This is a genomic window from Microbacterium sp. LMC-P-041 (assembly GCF_030209555.1).
Lineage (GTDB): Bacteria > Actinomycetota > Actinomycetes > Actinomycetales > Microbacteriaceae > Microbacterium.
The window spans coordinates 188791-209347 of record NZ_JARVRV010000004.1; the positions used below are offsets into that span (position 1 = coordinate 188791).

At 68.0% G+C, this 20557-nt stretch carries 23 protein-coding genes; 9 read left to right on the plus strand and 14 right to left on the minus strand.

The genetic code is table 11. The features are described from left to right. Positions 1-12: 12 nt before the first annotated feature. The gene (locus QRN21_RS07315; RefSeq protein WP_053098195.1) at positions 13-240 is read left to right on the plus strand and encodes an RNA-binding S4 domain-containing protein; all 228 of its coding nucleotides are present in this window, start codon (positions 13-15) and stop codon (positions 238-240) included. A 19-nt stretch (positions 241-259) separates the two neighbouring features. Here QRN21_RS07315 and QRN21_RS07320 read toward each other — a convergent pair whose 3' ends face one another. After that, the gene (locus tag QRN21_RS07320) at positions 260-817 is read right to left on the minus strand and encodes a dihydrofolate reductase family protein (RefSeq protein ID WP_187249187.1); all 558 of its coding nucleotides are present in this window, start codon (positions 815-817) and stop codon (positions 260-262) included. Between the two features lie 153 nt (positions 818-970). On the opposite strand from QRN21_RS07320, the gene QRN21_RS07325 reads away from it, so the two are divergent. Together QRN21_RS07325 and QRN21_RS07330 are read left to right on the plus strand one after the other, a co-directional pair. Continuing rightward, positions 971-1867, plus strand: coding sequence for an SDR family oxidoreductase (locus tag QRN21_RS07325; RefSeq protein WP_053098197.1), 897 nt, complete (start codon positions 971-973; stop codon positions 1865-1867). Positions 1868-1969: 102 nt separating this feature from the next. Beyond that, positions 1970-2755, plus strand: coding sequence for a DNA/RNA non-specific endonuclease (locus tag QRN21_RS07330; RefSeq protein WP_285363533.1), 786 nt, complete (start codon positions 1970-1972; stop codon positions 2753-2755). Here QRN21_RS07330 and QRN21_RS07335 read toward each other — a convergent pair. Then, positions 2752-3096 carry a sigma-70 family RNA polymerase sigma factor family protein gene (locus tag QRN21_RS07335; RefSeq protein WP_056275539.1) on the minus strand — a complete coding sequence of 115 codons (345 nt, stop codon included), beginning with the start codon at positions 3094-3096 and terminating at the stop codon, positions 2752-2754. The two genes, QRN21_RS07330 and QRN21_RS07335, sit on opposite strands and share 4 nt — an antisense overlap. A gap of 62 nt (positions 3097-3158) precedes the next feature. Beyond that, positions 3159-4067, minus strand: coding sequence for an RNA polymerase sigma-70 factor (locus QRN21_RS07340; protein WP_285363534.1), 909 nt, complete (start codon positions 4065-4067; stop codon positions 3159-3161). A 191-nt stretch (positions 4068-4258) separates the two neighbouring features. On the opposite strand from QRN21_RS07340, the gene QRN21_RS07345 reads away from it, so the two are divergent. After that, on the plus strand, positions 4259-5020 hold the full coding sequence (locus QRN21_RS07345; protein WP_285363535.1) for an SDR family oxidoreductase: 762 nt from the start codon (positions 4259-4261) through the stop codon (positions 5018-5020). An 86-nt stretch (positions 5021-5106) separates the two neighbouring features. Further along, positions 5107-5862 (plus strand): SDR family oxidoreductase, encoded by a 756-nt coding sequence (locus QRN21_RS07350; protein WP_285363536.1) that lies wholly within the window; start codon positions 5107-5109, stop codon positions 5860-5862. Between the two features lie 193 nt (positions 5863-6055). Here QRN21_RS07350 and dnaB read toward each other — a convergent pair whose 3' ends face one another. Continuing rightward, positions 6056-7429, minus strand: coding sequence for a replicative DNA helicase (gene dnaB, locus QRN21_RS07355; protein WP_053098201.1), 1374 nt, complete (start codon positions 7427-7429; stop codon positions 6056-6058). A gap of 555 nt (positions 7430-7984) precedes the next feature. Here dnaB and QRN21_RS07360 point away from each other — a divergent pair. Continuing rightward, positions 7985-9106, plus strand: a complete 1122-nt coding sequence (locus QRN21_RS07360; RefSeq protein WP_285363537.1) for a hypothetical protein — start codon at positions 7985-7987, stop codon at positions 9104-9106. A gap of 109 nt (positions 9107-9215) precedes the next feature. Next, on the plus strand, positions 9216-11003 hold the full coding sequence (locus QRN21_RS07365; protein ID WP_285363538.1) for a beta strand repeat-containing protein: 1788 nt from the start codon (positions 9216-9218) through the stop codon (positions 11001-11003). A 257-nt stretch (positions 11004-11260) separates the two neighbouring features. Here QRN21_RS07365 and rplI read toward each other — a convergent pair whose 3' ends face one another. From rplI to rpsF, 4 genes are read right to left on the minus strand one after another with little or no spacing between them, the layout of a single operon-like run. Next, positions 11261-11713 carry a 50S ribosomal protein L9 gene (rplI, locus tag QRN21_RS07370; RefSeq protein ID WP_053098203.1) on the minus strand — a complete coding sequence of 151 codons (453 nt, stop codon included), beginning with the start codon at positions 11711-11713 and terminating at the stop codon, positions 11261-11263. An 11-nt stretch (positions 11714-11724) separates the two neighbouring features. Then, positions 11725-11979, minus strand: coding sequence for a 30S ribosomal protein S18 (gene rpsR, locus QRN21_RS07375; RefSeq protein ID WP_042541518.1), 255 nt, complete (start codon positions 11977-11979; stop codon positions 11725-11727). A 50-nt stretch (positions 11980-12029) separates the two neighbouring features. Continuing rightward, complete coding sequence (locus tag QRN21_RS07380; RefSeq protein ID WP_053098204.1) at positions 12030-12539, minus strand: single-stranded DNA-binding protein; 510 nt, start codon at positions 12537-12539, stop codon at positions 12030-12032. 5 nt (positions 12540-12544) lie between these two features. Further along, entirely contained in the window at positions 12545-12913 is a 369-nt protein-coding gene (rpsF, locus tag QRN21_RS07385) for a 30S ribosomal protein S6 (RefSeq protein WP_029264265.1), read from the minus strand. A gap of 226 nt (positions 12914-13139) precedes the next feature. Here rpsF and QRN21_RS07390 point away from each other — a divergent pair, with 226 nt between their 5' ends. Beyond that, positions 13140-13853: a hypothetical protein gene (locus QRN21_RS07390; protein ID WP_230101270.1), complete on the plus strand. Its 714-nt coding sequence runs from the start codon at positions 13140-13142 to the stop codon at positions 13851-13853. A gap of 180 nt (positions 13854-14033) precedes the next feature. On the opposite strand, the gene QRN21_RS07395 is transcribed toward QRN21_RS07390, so the two are convergent. Genes QRN21_RS07395 through QRN21_RS07415 form a run of 5 tightly spaced genes read right to left on the minus strand, consistent with a single transcriptional unit; the run spans position 14034 to position 19307 of the window. Continuing rightward, complete coding sequence (locus QRN21_RS07395) at positions 14034-14873, minus strand: ABC transporter ATP-binding protein (protein WP_285363540.1); 840 nt, start codon at positions 14871-14873, stop codon at positions 14034-14036. Next, positions 14866-15741 (minus strand): ABC transporter ATP-binding protein, encoded by an 876-nt coding sequence (locus QRN21_RS07400; RefSeq protein WP_285363541.1) that lies wholly within the window; start codon positions 15739-15741, stop codon positions 14866-14868. The genes QRN21_RS07395 and QRN21_RS07400 overlap by 8 nt, the downstream gene beginning before the upstream one ends. Further along, on the minus strand, positions 15738-16649 hold the full coding sequence (locus QRN21_RS07405; protein WP_053098207.1) for an ABC transporter permease: 912 nt from the start codon (positions 16647-16649) through the stop codon (positions 15738-15740). The genes QRN21_RS07400 and QRN21_RS07405 overlap by 4 nt, the downstream gene beginning before the upstream one ends. Continuing rightward, positions 16646-17707, minus strand: a complete 1062-nt coding sequence (locus QRN21_RS07410) for an ABC transporter permease (protein ID WP_053098208.1) — start codon at positions 17705-17707, stop codon at positions 16646-16648. The genes QRN21_RS07405 and QRN21_RS07410 overlap by 4 nt, the downstream gene beginning before the upstream one ends. 13 nt (positions 17708-17720) lie before the next feature. Continuing rightward, a complete protein-coding gene (locus tag QRN21_RS07415) occupies positions 17721-19307 on the minus strand; it encodes an ABC transporter substrate-binding protein (RefSeq protein ID WP_053098209.1) in 1587 nt (528 codons plus the stop codon). 149 nt (positions 19308-19456) lie between these two features. Here QRN21_RS07415 and QRN21_RS07420 point away from each other — a divergent pair, with 149 nt between their 5' ends. Next, the gene (locus QRN21_RS07420; RefSeq protein WP_230101269.1) at positions 19457-20044 is read left to right on the plus strand and encodes an Lrp/AsnC family transcriptional regulator; all 588 of its coding nucleotides are present in this window, start codon (positions 19457-19459) and stop codon (positions 20042-20044) included. A 19-nt stretch (positions 20045-20063) separates the two neighbouring features. On the opposite strand, the gene QRN21_RS07425 is transcribed toward QRN21_RS07420, so the two are convergent. Then, entirely contained in the window at positions 20064-20423 is a 360-nt protein-coding gene (locus QRN21_RS07425; RefSeq protein ID WP_230101268.1) for an avidin-fold protein, read from the minus strand. Positions 20424-20557: the final 134 nt, after the last annotated feature.

A 20557-nucleotide genomic window follows, 5' to 3' on the forward strand; every position in this document is an offset into this window, starting at 1 on the left:
ACCATCGGAGTCATGACGAATTCCGGTCCGATCGACGATGTCTCCATCGGCGGAGAGATGATCCGCCTCGGCCAGTTCCTGAAGTACTCGGGACTGCTCGACTCGGGCGGTGACGCCAAGGAGGTCGTGATCGACGGATTCGTGAAGGTCAACGGCGAGGTCGATCGACGGCGCGGACGCCAGCTGCATGACGGCGACCTGGTCACCTTCGAGGGCCGCACCGTTCGCGTGCGCCCCTGATCACGCGGGCCGCTTCCGGTCACCCCCGCGTCGTGTAGCGGAGGAACATCACGCCGCTGTCGAAGCGCCGATCCTCGGCGAGCTCCAGGTCGACGTGCACCCCGTCGGGGAAGAACGGCTTGCCACCACCGACGATCGCCGGTCCGATGAAGAGACCGAACTCGTCGACCAGTCCCGCGCGGATCGCCTCGGCGGCGAGAGTGGGGCCGTCGACGGAGAAGTCGCTGTCGGACTCAGCCTTCCACCGCGCGATCACCTCCGGATCGAACGTGCGCTCGAGCCGGGTGCGCTCGCTCGACACCTCGGCGAGGGTCTTCGAGAAGACGACCTTCTGCGCGGCCTGCCACACCCGCGCGTAGTCGATGCCGACCTGCGGCTGATCGGGTTCGAGATGAGCGGTCTCCCAGTAAACCATGGTCTCGTACATGCGCCGCCCGTAGAGGTAGGTGCCGACGTCTGCGAACTGCTTGTTGATGAAGTCGTGCAGGTCGTCGTCGAGCGCCCAGTCGAACCCGCCGTCCGGCCCACTGACGTATCCGTCGAGCGACGTGATCATGGAGTAGATGAGTCGGGCCATGCGGCGAGGCTACTCCCGGCGTCCGCACGGGTCGACCCCTTCTCGGCGGCCTCTCTAGCGACCCTCGGCGTGAGACGCAAGGTGCTGGCCGACATTCCGACGTCGGCGCACGCTGGAGCCATACCCCCAGACCAGCGACCGAGAGGAACCCCCATGTCTCGCGACCAGTACACCTTCACCAACCCGGCCGAGCTCTACTCCGACATCGAACCCGAGAAGCAGCACATGCCGGAGCCCGGCCTCGATGCCGACCTCGGTCCGAAGGCCGACCTCGGTGAGGAGAGCTACCGCGGCACCGGCCGACTGACCGGGCGCAAGGCGCTCATCACCGGCGGCGACTCCGGCATCGGCGCGGCGACTGCGATCGCCTTCGCACGCGAGGGCGCGGACGTCGCGCTCTCGTACCTGCCCGAAGAGGAAGAGGATGCGGCGCGCATCGCCGGCATCCTCCGCGACGCCGGCGCGACCGTGGCGCAGATCCCCGGTGATCTCCGTGACCCCGAGTACTGCCGCACGCTCGTCTCGGAGGCGGTCGGTGCGCTTGGCGGCCTCGACATCCTCGTCAACAACGGCGGCAAGCAGATCTACAAGGAGTCGCTGACCGACATCACCGACGAGCAGTTCGACGACACCTTCAAGACCAACGTCTACGCGATGTTCTGGATCACGAAGGCCGCGCTGCCGCACCTCCCGGCAGGCTCGACCATCATCAACACCACGTCGATCCAGGCCTACTCGCCGTCGGGAATCCTCGTCGACTACGCATCGACCAAGGCCACGATCAACGCGTTCACGAAGGGCCTCGCCGAGCAGCTCGCACCGAAGGGCATCCGTGTGAACGCCGTGGCACCGGGACCGATCTGGACGCCGCTGCAGCCGAGCGACGGACAGCCGCAGGAGAAGCTCCCGGAGTTCGGGGAGGACACCCCGCTCGGCCGCATGGGCCAGCCCGCAGAACTCGCCCCCGCCTACGTCTTCCTCGCCTCCGCGGAGTCGAGCTACGTCGCCGGCGAGACGCTCAACGTCAACGGCGGCATGCCCACGCCGTGAGTCGCTGACCGCGGACGCCCCCTCCCGAGCTCGCTTCGGAGGGGGCGTTCGCGTGTGCGGCGAGGCCGCGGCGATGTCGGTGGAACCAGGCAGTATGTCGGTATGGCAGACGGATACGACCTCGACTTCCTTCCGACGCGAGTGCCCCTGCCCGGGCCGGCCCGCGATGCGACGGAGCTGACCTACCCCCACTTCAGCGTGCTGCTCGACCGCGAGCGCCGCCTGGCCGCCGTGACGGGCGTGAACATCGACGGGGCGCTGCTGCGCGAGCTGCCCCGCACCGGGGACTGGCAGCTCGACCCCCGAGTCGATGCAGCACTGCAGACCGGACCCGAGGTGTATGCGCGCAACGACCTCGATCGCGGCCACCTCGTGCGCCGACGCGACCCCGGCTGGGGTGATGTCGACGACGCTCGGGCGGCGACCGAGGCGACGTTCTTCTATCCGAACGCCGCCCCGCAGGCCGCCGGTTTCAATCAGTCCGCAGAGCTCTGGCTCGGTCTGGAAGACCACGTGCTCGAGTATGCCGAGACGACGGATCAGCGGATCTCGGTGTTCACGGCCCCTGTGCTGGCAGACGACGATCCGCCGTACCGCGGCATCCGCATCCCTCTTCTGTTCTGGAAGATCGCGGCGTGGCAGGGCCCCGACGGTCTGTCAGCGGCCGGGTTCGTGCTCGATCAGTCAGAGCTCGTCGAGTCACCGGACGGTCTCTTCGCGGTTCCGCCGCTCGGCGCATTCCGCACCTTCCAGGTTCCGATCACCGAGATCATCCGGGTGACGGGGCTGGATGTCGGCCCGCTGCTCGATGCCGATGTGCTCGACCGGCGCAGCGCCCGATCGACCGAGTGGCGGGCGCTCGCCTCGGCATCCGACATCACGCTCTAGCCGTCGCGGCGTCGGTTCCAGTGGGTGAGCTTGTCGGGGTTGCAGACGACCCAGATGCGCGAGAGCAGCCCTGATCTGCTCTCGACCGACACCGCCGCGACGACTGCGCCGTCTCGTTCCAGCACGAGTCCAGCGGAGCCGTTGATCGACGCGATCGAGACCGTGGGGCCGGTCGCCACCAGTGCCGCCAGCTCCGCGGATGCCGTGTGGGTCCCGTCGACGGCGGTCGACGACTGCGGCATGCGACCTCCGCTGTCGATGATCATCACCACGTCAGGGTGCAGCATCGAGCGGATGCCGGCGCGGTCGCCCGCGGCGAGCGCCAGCCGGAGTTCTTCCACAGCGATCGGTTCGGAGGCATCCCGAGGTCGCCGGCCCAGACGAGCCGGATGCCGCCCGCGAGTCATGTCGCGACCGCGGTGATGTGTCCGAGCTTCTGGGGACTCATCACCCAGAGCAACTGCTCGATCCCTTCGTCGGACGCCGTGACGGTGACCATCGTGGTGACTTCACCGTTCTCGACGAGCGTCGCGGCGGGCTGACCGTTGACCTCCACCCACCCGATCGACTTGCCCGTCCAGAAGTGGTGCGCGAAGGCAGCCACGAACTGCGCCACGCGGCCACGACCGATCACCGGGATCCGCGCCGCCAGCTTCACCCCGTTGCCGTCGGTGTAGCTGACCACGTCGGCGGCGAAGAGCTTTTCGAGCTCCCGGGCATCGCCCTTCCGCGCGGCGGCGAGGAAGGCCTCGAGCAGGTGACGTTGATGCGAGGGCTCGACGGTCATCTGCTTCGCCGAGGCCAGGTGCGCGCGAGCCCTGCTCACCAGCTGTCGAGCGCTCACCGCACTCGACGAGATGATCTCGGCGATGCGGGGATACGGATAGTCGAACGCCTCGCGGAGGATGTACGCCGCACGCTCGGTCGGGGTGAGCTTCTCGAGCGTCAGCAGGATCGCGAACTGCAGCGCCTCGGCGCGCTCGGCGCCGAGCGAGGGATCGTCGTCGGTGTTGACCGGTTCAGGCAGCCACGGCCCGATGTAGGTCTCCCGCTTCACGCGAGCCGACTGGAGAACGTTGATCGACAGACGCGTCGTGATGGTCGTGAGGAAAGCGGCGGGTTCCTGCACCTGGGTCCGGTCGGTGTTCTGCCAGCGGATCCAGGTCTCCTGCACGATGTCCTCGGCGTCGGCCACGGTGCCCAGCATCCGGTAGGCGATGCCGAACAGTCGGCGGCGCTGGGCGGCGAACACCGAGACTGCGGTGCCGAGGTCTCGGATCGACCCGCTGTGCTCGTCACGTGTCGCGGTCACGTCTTCACTCTGCACCAGAGGTCGCCGCATGCGCACTCCCCTTTCCGCGCCGTCGGCGCTCCCACTCACAGCTCTGACCGGAGAGCGACGCGATCTGTGACGAATCCTGGCGATTCCGTCACAGCCGGGTCCGCCGGCCGGTCAACCAGGTACATGCGGGCTCGTCCGCATCACTCGATCGGAGGAGCGGCATGAGGATCACAGTCATCGGCGGCACGGGGTTGATCGGCACCCGCGTCACGCGCGTCCTGAAGGGCGCGGGACACGACGTCGTCGTCGCGTCCCGCGCCACGGGGGTGAACTCATTCACCGGCGAGGGGCTCGACGACGCTCTCGCCGGCGCATCCGCGGTGGTCGATGTGTCGAACTCGTCGTACACCGACGAGGCCGGTGCGCAGGAGTTCTTCTCCACCTCGACGATGAACCTGCTCGCCTACGGCGAAGCCGCGGGCGTCTCCCATCACGTCGCCCTGTCGGTCGTGGGCACCGACCGCCTCGCACGCGCGCAGGGCGGATACTTCATCGCCAAGCATCAGCAGGAACGCCTCATCGCGGCATCCGGTCGCCCGTACACCCTCGTGCATGCGACGCAGTTCTTCGAGTTCATCCGCAGCATCACCGACCACGCCCTGCGCGAGGGAGCCGCGCACATCGCCGATGTGCTCGTGCAGCCGATGGCGGCCGACGACGTCGCGAACGCGGTCGCAACGGCAGCGCTGGGAGAACCCCGTGTCGGGATGATCGAGTTCGGCGGCCCCGAGGTGTTCAGCCTGACGGAACTCGCGGCACTCGACCTGCGGGCGAGACAGGACGATCGGGAGGTCGTCCCGGATCCGCTCGGAACGTACTTCGGCGCGCATCTCGCCGCCCGCGACCTGCTGCCGGAGATGACCGCGACGATCGCTCCGACGAGGTATCACGACTGGAGGGTGAAGACGCCCGCCAGCATCTGAGAACCCGAGGCGTCACATCTTCGGGCACTCAGCGGTCATACCTGGCAGACGCCACCCGGGCGTCGTCACCGAAGAAAGGTTTGGACATGGCAGAGATCGTCGTCATCGGAGGCACCGGCCTCATCGGCTCGAAGGTCGTCGCGAAGCTGACGGAGCACGGCCACGACGCCGTCGCCGCATCGCCGAACACCGGCGTGAACTCGCTCACCGGCGAGGGCCTCGCGGAGGTTCTCGTCGGAGCCCACACCGTGGTCGACGTGTCGAACTCCCCCTCGTTCGCCCCCGACGAGGTGCTGGAGTTCTTCACCACGTCGACTCGCAACCTGCTCGCCGCTGAGGCCGCGGCCGGTGTCACCCACCACGTCGCTCTCACGATCGTCGGCACGAACCGCCCGCAGAACATCCCCTACTTCGCGGCGAAGGTCGCGCAGGAGACGCTGATTCGTGACTCCGGGATCCGATACTCCCTCGTGCACGCCACGCAGTTCTTCGAGTTCGTGGGAAGCATCGCCGACATCTCGACCGACGGCGACACACTGACGCTGCCCGGGGCGCTGATCCAGCCGATCGCCGCTGAGGATGTCGCCACGGCAGTGGCCCGTGCTGCGGCCGGTGAGCCGACCGGCGACATCGAGATCGCAGGCCCGGAGGCCTTCGGCATGGACGAGTTCGCGCGCCGCGCCCTGGCCTTCCGTGGCGATCCTCGCACGGTCGTGCGTGATGACGCTGCGCCGTACTACGGTGCGCAGATCGAGGAGCGCACCCTCATCCCGGTCGACGGGGCGCACATCTTCGAGACGACTCTCGAAGAGTGGCTGCCGCTGAACCCGCCTCGCGAGTAGCGGCGGCATACCGGTCGACAATAGGTCTTGCGCGGCGCGTCGGCCGGTGTCACGCTTGCGTGACAGCTCTGTCGCGCTGTAACGCGACAGCTGGGGTGCCGCTCATCGGCGGCATCGGATGGGGCGCCCTTTCTGCTACCTCCCCCGTGGTGGGGGCGTCCCGTCCTCCCCCGACCTGGCGAGCGAGCGCGACTCAGTTGAAGTCGCCGCCCGGTGCCATGTCGTGGAAGCGCGAGTAGTGGCCCTGGAAGGCCACGGTGATCGTCGCGGTCGGGCCGTTACGGTGCTTGGCGACGATCAGGTCGGCCTCGCCCGGACGCACGTCCTTGTCGTAGACCGAGTCGCGATGCAGCAGGATCACCATGTCGGCGTCCTGCTCGATCGAGCCGGACTCACGCAGGTCGCTGATCGCGGGCTTCTTGTCGGTGCGCTGCTCGGGACCACGGTTCAGTTGCGACAGAGCGATGACCGGAACCTGCAGCTCCTTGGCGATGAGCTTGAGGCTTCGCGAGAACTCCGAGACCTCCTGCTGACGCGACTCGACGCGCTTGCCTGACGTCATCAGCTGCAGGTAGTCGATGATGACCATCCGCAGACCCTCACGCTGCTTGAGTCGACGGCACTTCGCCCGGATCTCGACCAGCGTCATGTTCGGGCTGTCGTCGATGTAGAGCGGAGCGTCGTTGATACGTCCGCGGGTCGCGGCGACCGTGGTCCAGTCCCGCGGGTCGAGGTTTCCCTTTCGCATGTTCTGCAGAGGGATCTGCCCCTCGGCACTGAGCAGACGCATCGCGATCTCGCTCTTGCCCATCTCGAGCGAGAAGAAGACCGAGGGGAGGTTGTGGCCGATGGAGGCAGCGCGGGCGAAGTCGAGCGCGAGCGTCGACTTACCCATGGCGGGACGAGCGGCGACGACGATCATCTGCCCGCCGTGCAGGCCGTTGGTGAGCTCGTCGAGCTCCTTGAAGCCGGTCGGGACACCCGTCATCGACCCGTCGCGACCGCTGGCGGCCTCGATCTCCTCGAGCGCGGCGTCGACCGCGATCTGCAGCGGCACGTAGTCCTCTGCGGTCTCGGAGCCGGTGATCGAGTAGATCTCAGCCTGGGCGTTGTTGACGAGGTCGGTCGCGTCGCCCTGTCCGTCGTAGCCGAGCTGCACGATACGCGTTCCCGCATCGACCAGACGACGCAGGATCGCCCGCTCCGACACGATGCCCGCGTAGTAGCCGGCGTTGGCGGCGGTGGGGACGATCGAGGTGAGCGTGTGCAGATAGTCGGCACCGCCGGCCCGGCTCAGCTCTCCCGTCTTGATGAGCTCGTCCGTGACGGCGACGACGTCGGTCGGCTCGCCGTGCGAGTAGAGCGACAGGATCGCCTCGAAGATCAGCTCGTGCTTGGGGATGTAGAAGTCGGCACCCTTGAGCGTCTCGATGACGTCGGCGACAGCATCCTTCGAGAGGAGCATTCCCCCCAGGGCGCTCTGTTCGGCGAGCGTGTCGTGGGGAGGCGTTCGCTCCTGCGGACGCTTGCCTCCGAGGCGCTCCTCTGAGATGTCGGCGATCGACACGCTGCTCCCTTCGATGCGACGGTTCTTCCGGTGTGCTCGGTGCCGACTGCGTCGGTCACGCGATGCGAATCAGCTCGAGAAGGGCCGTCCGCACAGCAAACCAGGCACTTCCGACATCGGGTCGCTGGACCACGCTACGAGCGGGGGTTTTCGGTCGCAACACGGCCTGTGGATAACTATGTGGAAAGCGTGCGAACAAGTCCGGAGAGTCTGTGCAGAACGCATGTGGATAAGTCGGTGGAGTACCTCGAAACACAAGTTTCTTTTTGCACCTGATCTGGTATTTAGAGTTTCCCCACCCTGTGGATGAGATCGTGGTTCAACCGGGCATTGAAGGTTCATCGAATCCGGGATGGGATGTGTAGAACCTGGGGAAAGTCAAGCCGAGATTCCACCGGGCGCGTCACAGTGCGCAACCCTCCGAAATGTGCGCGATATGTCATCGTTTCCGAGCGGAACCCTCTAGACACGGCGATATACCGGGAGTATCGTCACCCGCTATCGACGTACTGTGCGTCGAGGACGAACGATCGCTCTCGGGGGAGGGAAGTCGACGTGAACGCTCAGGCAACCCGCCGCGGCCTACCTGCCGTCGCTCTCTGGGGTGGCGTGGGCGCGATCGCGTGGGCCGCGATCACGATCCTCACGGGCGGTTCGTCCGCGAGCGCGGACGACGGATCGAACGACTCGCTGCTCGACGGCGTCTCCTCGATCGTGAGCGAGACCGTCTCATCGGTCGAAGACACCGTGACGTCGGTGACCTCGCCGATCGTCGCGCCGGTCGAGCCCGTCGTGACCGAGGTCGTCCAGCCTGTGGTCACCCAGGTCGTCCAGCCGGTCGTGACCGAGGTCGTCAAGCCCGTCGTCCAGCCGGTCGAGACCGAGGTGGTCGAGCCCGTCGTCACTCACGTCGTCGAGCCCGTGCAGCAGGTGGCACCTCCGGTCGTCCAACACGTCGCGGAGACGATCGCTCAGGTGCCCGTCGTCGGCCCTGCAGCGTCGCCGATCGTCGACGCCGCCACCGACACCGCCGGGGCCGTCATCACTCCCGTGACCGATCTGCTCGACGGATCCCCGGTCGCCGAGATCGTGGCCCCTGTGCAGGATCTGATCGCCGAGCTGCCGATCGTCGGAGAACTGGTCGACGATCTCGGAGTGCCGCCGGTGATCGACGATGTCGTCGGCGTCATCGACGCGACCACCCCGACTGTCGGCACGGTGGTTGAGAACACTCTCCCGCCGGTACTCGAGGCCATCACCCCCGCACGCCCCGGATCCTCCGGATCGGACCCCGACCCCGGTCCGATCGGAACAGCGCCGCTCGGAACGGTTTCCCCCCCGGCCGATGAGCCGACACGCGGTCACTTCTCCACGTCCGCGGTGCGCCAGCCGGTGATTCCGTCGGCCGGGTCCGACCTCCCGCCTACGGTGTCCGTCGCGGCATCCGAGGTGAACGAGCCGGCAGCCGACGTCGAGGAGTCCCCCTCTGCACCGCCCGCCGGAGCCCCCTCCGCGCCTACTTCCTCCGCCGGTTCGAGCGGAGCATCCTCATTCACCCCCGCGCGCCTCAGCGATGCGGGGGTTTCTGCGTTCCGCACTGTGGAGCGCACTTCCGGTGCATCCGACGACGTCCTTCCGACGTCTCTGGTCGCCGACACCGACGTCTCTCCTGACTGACGGGTTGTCCGGTCGTTCCTCGTGAACGACAGATGCCGTGCTGCGCGCGCACATGCTCTTCGCGTGCACCCATCCAGACACACCCACTTCCAGTCAGGAGAAGGTCATCATGCGTACATACATCAAGCGGGCCCTGTGGGGCACGCTTCTCGCCGGCGGGATCACCCTGCTCGGCGCAACAGCCGCCAACGCGGCAGACACCTCAGGAGAAGACGGGCTGCTCTCGGGCACCCAAGCGGATGCGCCGATCTCGGTGCCCGTGACGGTCGTCGGCAACGCGGTCTCACTGCTCGGAGACACCTCCGCCCAGCAGACCTCGGCGCCCGCTTCGTCTCCCGCTCCCGCTCCCGCACCGGCCGCCACCACGAGTGGAGATTCCGGCACCGCATCGGGCACTCAGGCCGTCGTGGACGTCGTCGTGCCTGTCACGGTGACCGACAACGCGATCACCGTGCTCGGAGACTCGTCGAGCGACACGGCGGCTGCTCCGGCTGAGGCTCCCCAGGCCCCCGCTCCGGCTCCCGCTCCCGCTCCCGCGATCACGACGAACGGCGCCGACGGCGTCCTCTCGGGTACCCAGGCCCTGCTGGACGTCGACGTTCCGGTCACCGTCTCAGGCAACGCGATCACCGTGCTCGGGGACAGCGAGGCAACGGGCCAGGATGCTGCAGCACCGGCATCCTCGGACGGCGGCGGCGCGGGATCGACTGAGCCGACCACTTCGGGCGACGACGGGGTCGCAAGCGGCACCCAGGTCGTCGCGCCCGTCACCGCACCGATCGACGTCACCGGCAACGCCATCTCCATCCTCGGAGACAGCGAATCCACCGGCGGCACCAGCACCGGCACCCCGTCCGGAGGCAGCAGCACCGGAGCGGAGACGTCCGGAGACGACGGAATCGCAAGCGGCACCCAGGTCGTCGCGCCCGTCACCGCACCGATCGACGTCACCGGCAACGCCATTTCCATCCTCGGAGACAGCGAATCCACCGGCGGCACCAGCACCGGCACCCCGTCCGGAGGCAGCAGCACCGGAGCGGAGACGTCCGGAGACGACGGAATCCTCGGCGGCACCCAGGTCACCGCACCCGTCACCGCACCGATCGACGTCACCGGCAACGCCATCTCCATCCTCGGAGACAGCGAATCCACCGGCGGCACCAGCACCGGCACCCCGTCCGGAGGCAGCAGCACCGGAGCGGCGACGTCCGGAGACGACGGAATCGCAAGCGGCACCCAGGTCGTCGCACCCATCACCGCACCGATCGACGTCACCGGCAACGCCATCGCCGTCCTCGGAGACAGCGAATCCACCGGCGGTACCAGCAGCACGGGCACCGCAGGAACCCCGACCACCGGCAGCACCACCGCCGGAGACGACGGAATCCTCGGCGGCACCCAGGTCACCGCACCCATCACCGCACCGATCACGATCGGCGGCAACGCCATCTCCGTGGTCGGCGAGAGCACGGTGACGCCGCCGACGACGGACCCGGGAACTGATCCCGGAACGGACCCGGGAACGAACCCGGGAACCAACCCGGGAACCGACCCCGGCACGAACCCCGGCACCGACCCCGGCACGAACCCCGGCACCGACCCCGGCACGAACCCCGGCACCGACCCGGGAACGGACCCGGGCACCGAACCCGGAACGAACCCCGGAACTGATCCCGGAACCACCCCCGGAATCGGCATGAATCCCGGAACGGTGACAGCCGTCGGCACGGGCGCCACAGCAGCCGCTGCCGCGAGCGGCACAGCTGCGACGGCATCCGAGCCCATCGAGGGACTGGCCGCCACAGGTGGTTCGTCCTCGATCGCCTTCGTGTCGCTCGCCGCTCTCCTGCTCCTCCTCGGAGCGGGGATGCTGCGCCGCCGCCGTGTGACGGCGTAGCCGCAGACCCCGGCGGTGTCGACGTCCTCGGGGGAGGAGATGCGACACCGTCGGTGTGCGGGTCCCGCGACGCCCCGCGCAGGTTCCCCAGACCTGCCCGCGTCGGCGATGCCGCACAGTTCACGGATGCCCCGCGTCCCCAGCGCGGGGCATCCGTCGTGCCCCGCCACTCCCCCGAGCGAGTGCGCCCCGACAGCCCCGCACACGCAGAACGCCCCCTGTCCCGAAGGACAGGGGGCGTTCGAGAGCGTCGCGCCTTACTTGGCGGCGACGACCTGCAGCGTGATGACTGCGGTCACGTCGTCGTGCAGACGAACCGTGGCCTCGTGCTCACCGGTCGTCTTGATCGCCGACGGGATGTGCACCTTGCGCTTGTCGATCGAGCCGAGACCCGCGGCTGCGACAGCATCCGCGATGTGATCGGTCTTGACCGAACCGAAGAGACGACCCTCGTTGCCGGCCTTGACGGCCAGGCGCACCTTGGTGTTCTCGAGGGAGTTCTTCAGTGCCACGGCCTCGTCGCGGTCGTGGATCGCGCGAGCCTGACGAGCAGCCTGGATCGAAGCGACCTGCTTTTCGCCACCGCGGGTCCACGCCGTAGCGAAGCCCTGGGGGATGAGGTAGTTGCGGGCGAACCCGTTCTTGACCTCGACCACGTCACCGGCGCTACCAAGCCCGGCGACCTCGTTCGTGAGAATCAGCTTTGCCATCTCGTTACCCCTTACCGGCCGGCGCCAGCGTAGGGCAGGAGTGCCATTTCGCGCGCGTTCTTGATCGCGGTGGCGATCAGACGCTGCTCCTGCACCGAAACACCGGTGATACGACGGGCACGGATCTTGCCGCGCTCCGAGACGAACTTACGGAGGGTGGAGACATCCTTGTAATCGATGACTCCGACCCGGATCGACTTCGCGGGAGCGGTGGGCTTGCCACCCTTCCGCGGCTTGCGGCGGTCGCCGCTCGACTTTCCAGCCATTGTTTTTCCTTAATTATGAGTCGGATGCCGAAGCATCCGGAGATCCTGTTTCAGAAGGGGGTGTCGTCACCGAAGCTGCCCGGAGTGCTCCAGGCATCTGCGCTGGTCGACGAGCCGGGCGTAGACCACGGCTCTTCCGACACCTGCTGCTGCTGTGCGGGACGGGACTGTCCGCCACCGCCGCCGCCACCGGTCGACGCCGCACGGGTGACCTGCGCGGTCGCGTACCGAAGCGAGGGGCCGATCTCGTCGACCTCCAGCTCGATCGCAGTGCGCTGGTTGCCCTCGCGGTCCTGGTAGGAGCGCTGACGCAGACGGCCCTGCGCCATGACGCGCATGCCCTTGGTCAGCGAACCCGCCACGTGCTCGGCGAACTCGCGCCAGACCGACGCGCGGAGGAACAGCGCTTCGCCGTCCTTCCACTCGTTGGCGGCGCGGTCGAAGTTCCGAGGCGTCGAAGCGATGGTGAAGTTCGCCACCGGCAGTCCGTTCTGCGTGTAGCGCAGCTCGGGGTCGGCCGTGAGGTTGCCCACCACGGTGATGACTGTTTCGCCGGCCATCGGACTCAGGCCTTCGCAGCCTTGGCGGCCTTGCGGGCAGCCTTCTCTTCAGAGCGCTTGGCCTCCGAAGCGACCATCGCCTGAGCTTCCTCAGAGCGAAGGACCTTCGTGCGCATGATCTGCTCGTTCAGCTTCAGCTGACGGTCGAGCTCCTGCGTGGCCTCGCTGGTGGCGGTGAAGTTGACGACGGCGTAGATGCCCTCGTTCTTCTTCTGGATCTCGTAAGCCAGACGGCGCTTGCCCCAGATGTCGACCTTGTCAATCGAGCCACCATCGTTGGTGATGACCTTCAGGAACTTGTCGAGCGTAGGGGCGACCTGGCGCTCGTCGATCTCGGGGGTCAGAATGACCATGAGTTCGTACTGGTGCGTCACTTACCCACCTCCTTCGGACTAGAACGGCTTCCGGGACTTTCCCGGAAGCAGGAGGGTGTGTGCACGTCATCCGCCGAGCCACCCGAGTGGGTGCCTGATGGCAGACAACCTTGACAGTGTAGCGGAGAAACCTTCGGAGTGCCCCCACGCGCATCACCTCGCACTTGGCATGCTGGAATGCGTGCGTGCTGACTCTCAGTGCGCACACGACCGAAGGGGGAACGCCATGCGCGTCAACAAGTGGGGGGTCGGCATCGTCCTGGCCGCCACCGTACTGCTCACCGGGTGCACCGCGGGTGCCGAAGAGCCCGCCGATTCGGAGCCGACGTCGGCCGCCGAGGAGACGCCTGCGACCGACGGTGCCGCATCCGATTCCGACTGCCCCGAGCTGTCGGAGGGTGCGACGGTCGACGGAGCCGAGCTCGGCGCCTGCATCACCGAGGCGATGACCGACACCGCCGGCTATGCCGCCAAGACGTCGATCCTGGGCATGGACACCACCGCCCGGTTCAACCCCGAGACGGATGCCGTCGAGACGATCACGCCTATGGGCTCGCTCATCCTGATCGGCGACGACGCATGGGTGAAGACGCCGACGACCGAGTGGCAGGTCGCCGACCCGAACTCGAGTGACCCGATCGTCGCTGCTCTCAGCAGCGGTGCCGCCACGGCCGCGGGCACCGACCCGGCCACCGCCGCCGGCGCCCTCACCGGCGAGTTCACCGTCACCGGGACCGGCACGCGCCTGGGTCAGGACGTGTACCTCGTGAGCGGCACGTCCGAGGCGCAGGGCGTCGCCGTCGACGTCGTCTTCGAGGTCACCGAGGACTACGTCGTGCTGGCCACGAGCGGCAGCACCGAGGCCGCGGGCCAGATGATCGAGACCTCTCTCGAGATCACCGAGTGGGACGTCGAGCAGGACATCGTCGCCCCGCTCTGAACCACGAGCGGATGCTGCGGGCCGGGGCTGGCGCCTCGGCCCGCAGTGCGTTCCGGGTCGACTCCGGGCCGGCGATGGGGTCGGCGATTCGGAGGAGATCTGCGATCGGGAGGAGCATCCGGCTCGGAGCACCCTCCCGCCAGCGGATCTCCTCCCGAACGACTGAGCCGACAGCGCGGCTCAGTCGAGGACGGGGGCGATCTCCGACCAGACGGTCCGCTCGTTCGTCGAGGGGGCGACCGGGATGCGGCCCGCACCGTCGGGCTCGGGGATCGCAGCGAGCAGGGCCTGGGTGTACGGATGCTGCGGCGCAGACCACACACGGTCGGTGGCCCCGGCTTCGAGCACCCGCCCGGCGAACATCACGAAGGTGCGGTCCGCGATGCGGCGGACCACGGCGAGGTCGTGCGAGATGAACAGCATCCCCGCGCCGGATTCCGCGACGAGGTCTCGCATGAGCCCCGCGACGCTGGTCTGGGTCGATGCGTCCAGGGCCGAGATCGGCTCGTCGGCGACGAGAAGCGACGGCCGCGCGGCGAGCGCTCGTGCGATCGCGAGTCGCTGCTTCTGCCCGCCCGAGAACTGGTGCGGGAATCGCGTCGCCACTTCGGTCGGCAGGCCGACGCGTTCGAGCCACTCGGCGACCGTCGACCCTTCGGCACCCCGAGCCCGAGCCGTGGCGATGCCGTCGGCGATCTGATCGCCCACGCGGCGACGAGGGTTCAGCGAGGTCGACGGATCCTGGAACACCATCTGGATGCCGGTGAGCGCCAGGTCGCGTCGACGGATGCCGAGCGGCTTCACAGGAGCGTCACGGAAGCGCACCTCTCCCCCGGCGAGCTTCTCGATGCCGACGACCGCGCGGGCGAGGCTCGACTTGCCGCTGCCGGATTCGCCCACGAGCGCGACGGTCTCTCCGGGGGCGACGGTCAGCGAGACGCCGTCGACGGCGACCACCGGAGGACTCCCGGGGTAGCGCACGACGACGCCCTGCGCGTCGAGGACGGCGACTTCACTCATCTCGGGCCTCCTCTTCGGCATCCTGCACGGCCGACTCCGGCAGCACCGGATCGAGCAGCGCGGGATCCGCGTCGGCGGTCGCGATCTTCGACCCCGGCAGCGCCGCGAGCAGCGTGCGAGTGTATTCGTGCTGCGGGTCGCGGAACAGCGTCTCGCGGTCGGCCCGCTCGACGATCTGCCCGTTCTTCATCACGGCGACGTCGTCGGCGATCGCGCTCATGACGCCCAGGTCGTGGGTGACGAGCAGCACAGCGAGGTTGCGCTCGGTCGCGAGGTCGCGCAGCAGCCGCAGGATGCCGGCCTGCACCGTGACGTCGAGTGCCGTGGTCGGCTCATCGGCCAGCAGCACCTCGGGGTCGCACGCGAGGGCGCACGCGATCGCGATGCGCTGGCGCTGTCCGCCGGAGAACTGGTGCGGATAGCGCTTCAGCGCAGCATCCGGGTTCGGCACCTGCACGGTCTCGAGCAGTTCGATGGCCCGAGCCTTCGCCGCCTCGCCTCGCAGTCCGAGGTGCACGCGCATGTGATCCGTGAGCTGGCGGCCGATCGGCAGCTGCGGGTGCAGCGACGCCGAGGGGTCCTGGAAGATCATCGCGATGCGCCTGCCGCGGATGCGGTTGAGCGCCCGCCGGCGCATGCCCACCAGCTCCTCCCCCGCGAGCGTGATCGATCCGCCCGTGCGTGCCTGCCGGGGCAGGAGTCCGAGGACGGCCAACGAGGTGAGCGTCTTGCCGGATCCTGACTCGCCGGCGAGACCGTGGATGCGTCCGGCCTCGAGGTCGAGAGAGATGCCGTGCACGAGAGGACGACCGATGTCGATCGTCAGGTCGCGGATGCTCAGAGCACTCGTGGGGGCCGAAGCGCTCATGCTGCCGCTCCCTTCGCGGAGGCCACATGCTCGGCCTGCTTCTCGTGGGTGACCTCGGCCGTCGGGTCGAGGATGTCGCGCATCGCATCACCCAGGAAGTTGAATGCCAGCACCACCGTGAGGATCGCGAGTCCCGGGAAGACTCCGAGCCACCACGCGTCGAAGTTCTGCATGGCCGCCGAGATCATGGAGCCCCATTCGGCGGTCGGCGGCTGCGCGCCGAGACCGAGGAACGAGAGTCCGGACAGCAGCAGGATCGCGGCGCCGATGTCGAGCGTCGCGAGCACCAGCACGGGGCCGGCGATGTTCGGGAGGATGTCGATGAACAGCGTCCGCAGCGGCGAGTGGCCGAGCAGGCGGCCCGCGATCACGTAGTTCTGGCCGCGGAGGCCCAGCACGATGCTGCGGGTGACTCGCGAGTACTGCGGCCACGAGACGACGATCGCCGCGATCACCGCGTTGAACAGCGACGGGCCGAGGGATGCCGCCACCACCATCGCGAGGATGACGGTCGGGAACGCCATGAACAGGTCGGTGATGCGCATCAGCGTCTCGTCGACCCAGCCGCCGAAGTACCCGGCGACGGCGCCGACCACGGTGCCGATGATCATCGCGGCGATCACGAGCATGAGCGCGAGCGGCAGGCTCACCGTCGCACCCGTCATCAGACGCGAGAAGATGTCGCGGCCGTTGCCGTCGGTGCCGAGCAGAGTGTCGATGCCCGGCGCCTGCAGTCGTGGCAGCACCTGAGCGTTGGGGCCGTACGGCACCCACCACTGCGCGGTGAAGGCGACGATGATCCAGGCGCCCGCGATCACGGTGCCGATCACGCCGAGGGGCGTGCGCCAGGCGCGCGGCCAGCGGAAGCGGAACCGCCAGGGGCCGGATGCCGAGTCGATGCGGCTCATGCGATCCTCACTCTCGGGTCGAGGACGCCGTAGAGCAGGTCGACGACGAAGTTGATGAGGAGGTAGATGAACCCGACGACCAGGCCGACTCCCATGATGCCGGGCAGGTCGAGGTTGGCCGCCGAGTTGTAGGCGTAGGTGCCCAGGCCTGGCCAGGCGAACACCGACTCGACGAGCACGGTGCCCGAGAGCAGGGATCCGAAGGCGACGCCGACGACCGTGAGGATCGGGAGGGATGCCCCGCGCAGGACGTAGTCGAGGATCACACGCATCGCCGGAAGGCCCTTGGCCCGGGCAGCACGCACGTAGTCGCTGCCCAGCACCTCGAGCACGGAGGTGCGGATGAAGCGGGTGAGCAGGCCGATCGTCACGAGCGACAGCACCATCACCGGCAGCGCCAGGTGGGCGAGCGCGTCGGCGAATCCGACGCCGTCTCCGTTGAGGAGGTAGTCGACCGTGTAGAGCCCGGTGATGCGGGGCGGCGGCGTGATCGACGGCGAGATGCGACCCGAGCCGGGGGCGATGCGCAGCTCGAGGAAGAACACGTAGAAGCTGACCAGCGCGAGCCAGAACGTCGGCACGCTCAGACCGATCAGCGTCACGATGCGGATCACCTGATCGGTGACGAGTCCTCGCCGGTAGGCGGCGAGGGTGCCGAGCACGACGCTGACCGCGAGGCTGAGGATGATGGCACCGATCGCGATCTCGATCGTCGCCGGCACCGCGGTGGCCAGGTCGCTGGTGACCGGTCGCCCGGTCACCAGCGATGTGCCGAGGTCTCCGCGAAGGAGATTCCCCATGTAGATGAAGTACTGCACGAACAGCGGCTGATCGAGGCCCTGAGCCTTGATGAACGCCTCGCGCGTCTCGGGATTCTGCGATGCTCCCTCACCCAGTGCCGCCGACACGGGGTCGCCGGGCACGAGGTTCGTCAGTGCGAAGGTCACGATCGTGACCCCCACGAGAAGGAGCAGCGAAGTGCCGATCCGGCGAAGCAGGTATCCGACGAGCGGCGACCTGCGACGCTGTGCTTGCCGTCGCACGGCCACCGTCGTCATGAGTCAGCTCCGATCAGCCGGCAGGCGTGATCTCGGCGATGTCCATCTCCCACACCGAGTTGTACACGGCGCCGGTGACGGCATCCGCCGTGGCGATGTTGCGACCGGGGACGATCAGCGGAACGAAGGGACCCTCGGTCTGCATCGCCTCGGCGAACGAGGTGAAGGCCTCGCTGCGCTGGGCCTCATCGGTAGCGGCGGCAGCACCGGCTGCGATGCCTGCGATCTCGGGGTTCGCCTCAGCCGCCCAGCCGGCACGCAGGCCGACCTTCAGACCGGGAGCGAACGGAAGGAAGTTCGCCGAGTCGGCGTAGTCGGGGCCCCAGAACCACAGGCCGAAGCCCTCGGTGCCGTTGACGTACGCGTCGAGCTCGGTGGCGAACGGGGCAGGCGCGAGTTCGACGGCGATGCCGGCATCCTCGAGCTGAGCCTGGACGCGCTCGGCGAGCGGGGTGAACTCCACACCGCCGACCGGGTAGTCGTTCGGGAACTGCAGCTTCAGGGTCTGACCCGTGTAGCCGGCCTCGGCCAGAGCAGCCTTCGACTTGTCGAGGTCCTGCTCCACACCGCTGTCGAGGGCGCCCTCGAATCCGGGCGGGATCACTCCGGTCGCCTGCACGGCGCCGGCACCCGCGAGCTCGAGCAGCGCGTCGTAGTCGAGCGCGTAGCGGATCGCCTCGGCGATCTTGACGTTCGCGAGCTCGCCCGCGACGGCCTCGGACTGGTTGAGCAGCAGGAAGATCGTCTGGCCCGACGGCACCGACTCGACGTTCAGTCCGTCGCCGAGGCCCGAGACCTGGTCGCCGTTGAGGTCCATCGCGACCATCGAGTCGCCGCCCTTGAGGTTCGCGAGCTGCGTCGCACTCTCCGAGACGTTGCGCACGACGACACGGCCGTATTCGGACTCTTCGTCGCCGTTGTACTCGTCGCTCTTGGTCAGCACGACCTGCGACGAGAGGTCGAGGGTGTCGAGCACGAACGGTCCAGAGCCGGCGGAGGTTCCGTCGAGGAACTCCTGTGCGCTGTCGGTGCCGTCGGTGGTTCCGCCGTTCTCGATCACGACGTCGGAGTTGACGATGCCGAGCGCCGGGTTCGCGAGGATCGCGGGCAGCTGCAGCAGCGGCGTCTCGGAGGTGATCGAGATCGTCTTCTCGTCGACCTCGGTGATGGTCAGACCGCCCAGGAGGAAGTTCGGCTTGGCATCGGTCATGCCCTGGATGCGCTGCAGGGTGAAGACGACGTCCTTCGCCTCGATCGGCGAGCCGTCGGAGAAGACGCGGTCCCCCTCGAGCGTGAACGTGAACTCGGTCGCCTCGTCGTTCTGCTCCCACGATGCGAGGCCGGGGACGGGGGTCGAGACGTCGGAGCCCTCGAAGTCGACGAGCGTCTCGTAGAGCGCCTTGGCGATCATGTTGCCGGTCGGGTCGTAGGTGTGACCCGGGTCGGCGGTCTCGATCGAGAACGCGGTGTCGATGACGAGCGAATCGGAACCGGAGGATTCTCCGCCGTTGTTCGCCGAGTTGCCACCGGAGCAACCAGCGAGGGCGAAGAGAGCGACGGCTCCGATCGCGATGACGGACGTGCTGCGACGTGACGACATATGGGCCTCCAGGGGCGAGGAGTTTCATCGGGTTCGGTCGACGCCGGGTGGACGACCGGTGATCAGATTCGCATTGTATGGGACTATGTGTCCAGCAAGAATGCAGACGTCATCACAGTCTGTCCAAGACCCCGCCCGTGAGGAGCATTGTGTCCACCAAGAGCGACGAAGCCACGAGGCAATCTGGACGAAGTGCCGCCCCACTGGACGACATCGGATACAGAATCCTCGAGACGCTGCGTGATAACGGTCGTATCTCGATCGCCGCACTGGCCGAGACCGTCGGGATCTCGCGGGCCAACGCCTATACCCGCGTCGAGACGCTCATGCAGGACGGAGTGATCACGGGATTCAGCGCCCGCGTCGACCAGTCGAAGGCCGGGCTGTCGATCGGTGCGCTGGTCTTCGTCACCGTGCACCCGCAGGCCTGGGCGTCGTTCCGCGAGAGCGTGCTCGAGATGCCCGATGTCGAGTGGTGCGCCATCACCACCGGCGAGCACGACGCCATGCTGCTGATCCGTGCGGTCGACGTGAGCGGCGTGCACGAGTTCACGACGGGTGTCATCGCGCAGCTGCCCGAGGTGCGCACGGTCGTCAGCGTGGTCGTGCTCGACGAGGTCATCCGCCGGTCGTTCCTGCTGCCGAGCGACCTGCCCGAGCGCGACCTGGCCACGCCGCTGGGCATGACGCGGTGGACGCCGGCGACGCCGGGCCGCGACATGCTCCCGCCACGCTGACCCGCGGCGGAACGAGCCGTCAGGCGGCTGCGGGCTCTTCGCAGACGCTGAGCTGCGGCAGTCCGTGCATCTCGTAGTGCTCGACGAGGCGGATGCGACCGTCATCCGTGAGCTCGAGCCGGCTCTCCCCGTCTCCGGTCACGACGGTGCCGTCGGAGACGAGCACGTGCACGAACGAGACCCAGATGGTGTCGCCGGTGCGGGTGCCGACGAAGCGCCCGAAGGTGACGGTGTCACCGGAGTAGTCGCCCCAGATCGCCCCGTCCTTCTCCCAGTACACGAACTCGCTGGGCGATTCGGGATCCACGGCCGAGGTGGTCGACGAGACCATCAGGAACCGGCGGCCGTCGAGGGAGGGGATGGTTGCAGTCGTGCTCACCCTCCGATTATGGAGGGGGTGGCGGCGACTCTCATCTCGCCTCGTGAACCGTCTGGGTCGGCCGCCGGACGGGCGCGCGGAGCGAGACGAATTCCGCAGAGAGGCTCCCCGGCGCGCCCTTTCGTCTGACCACA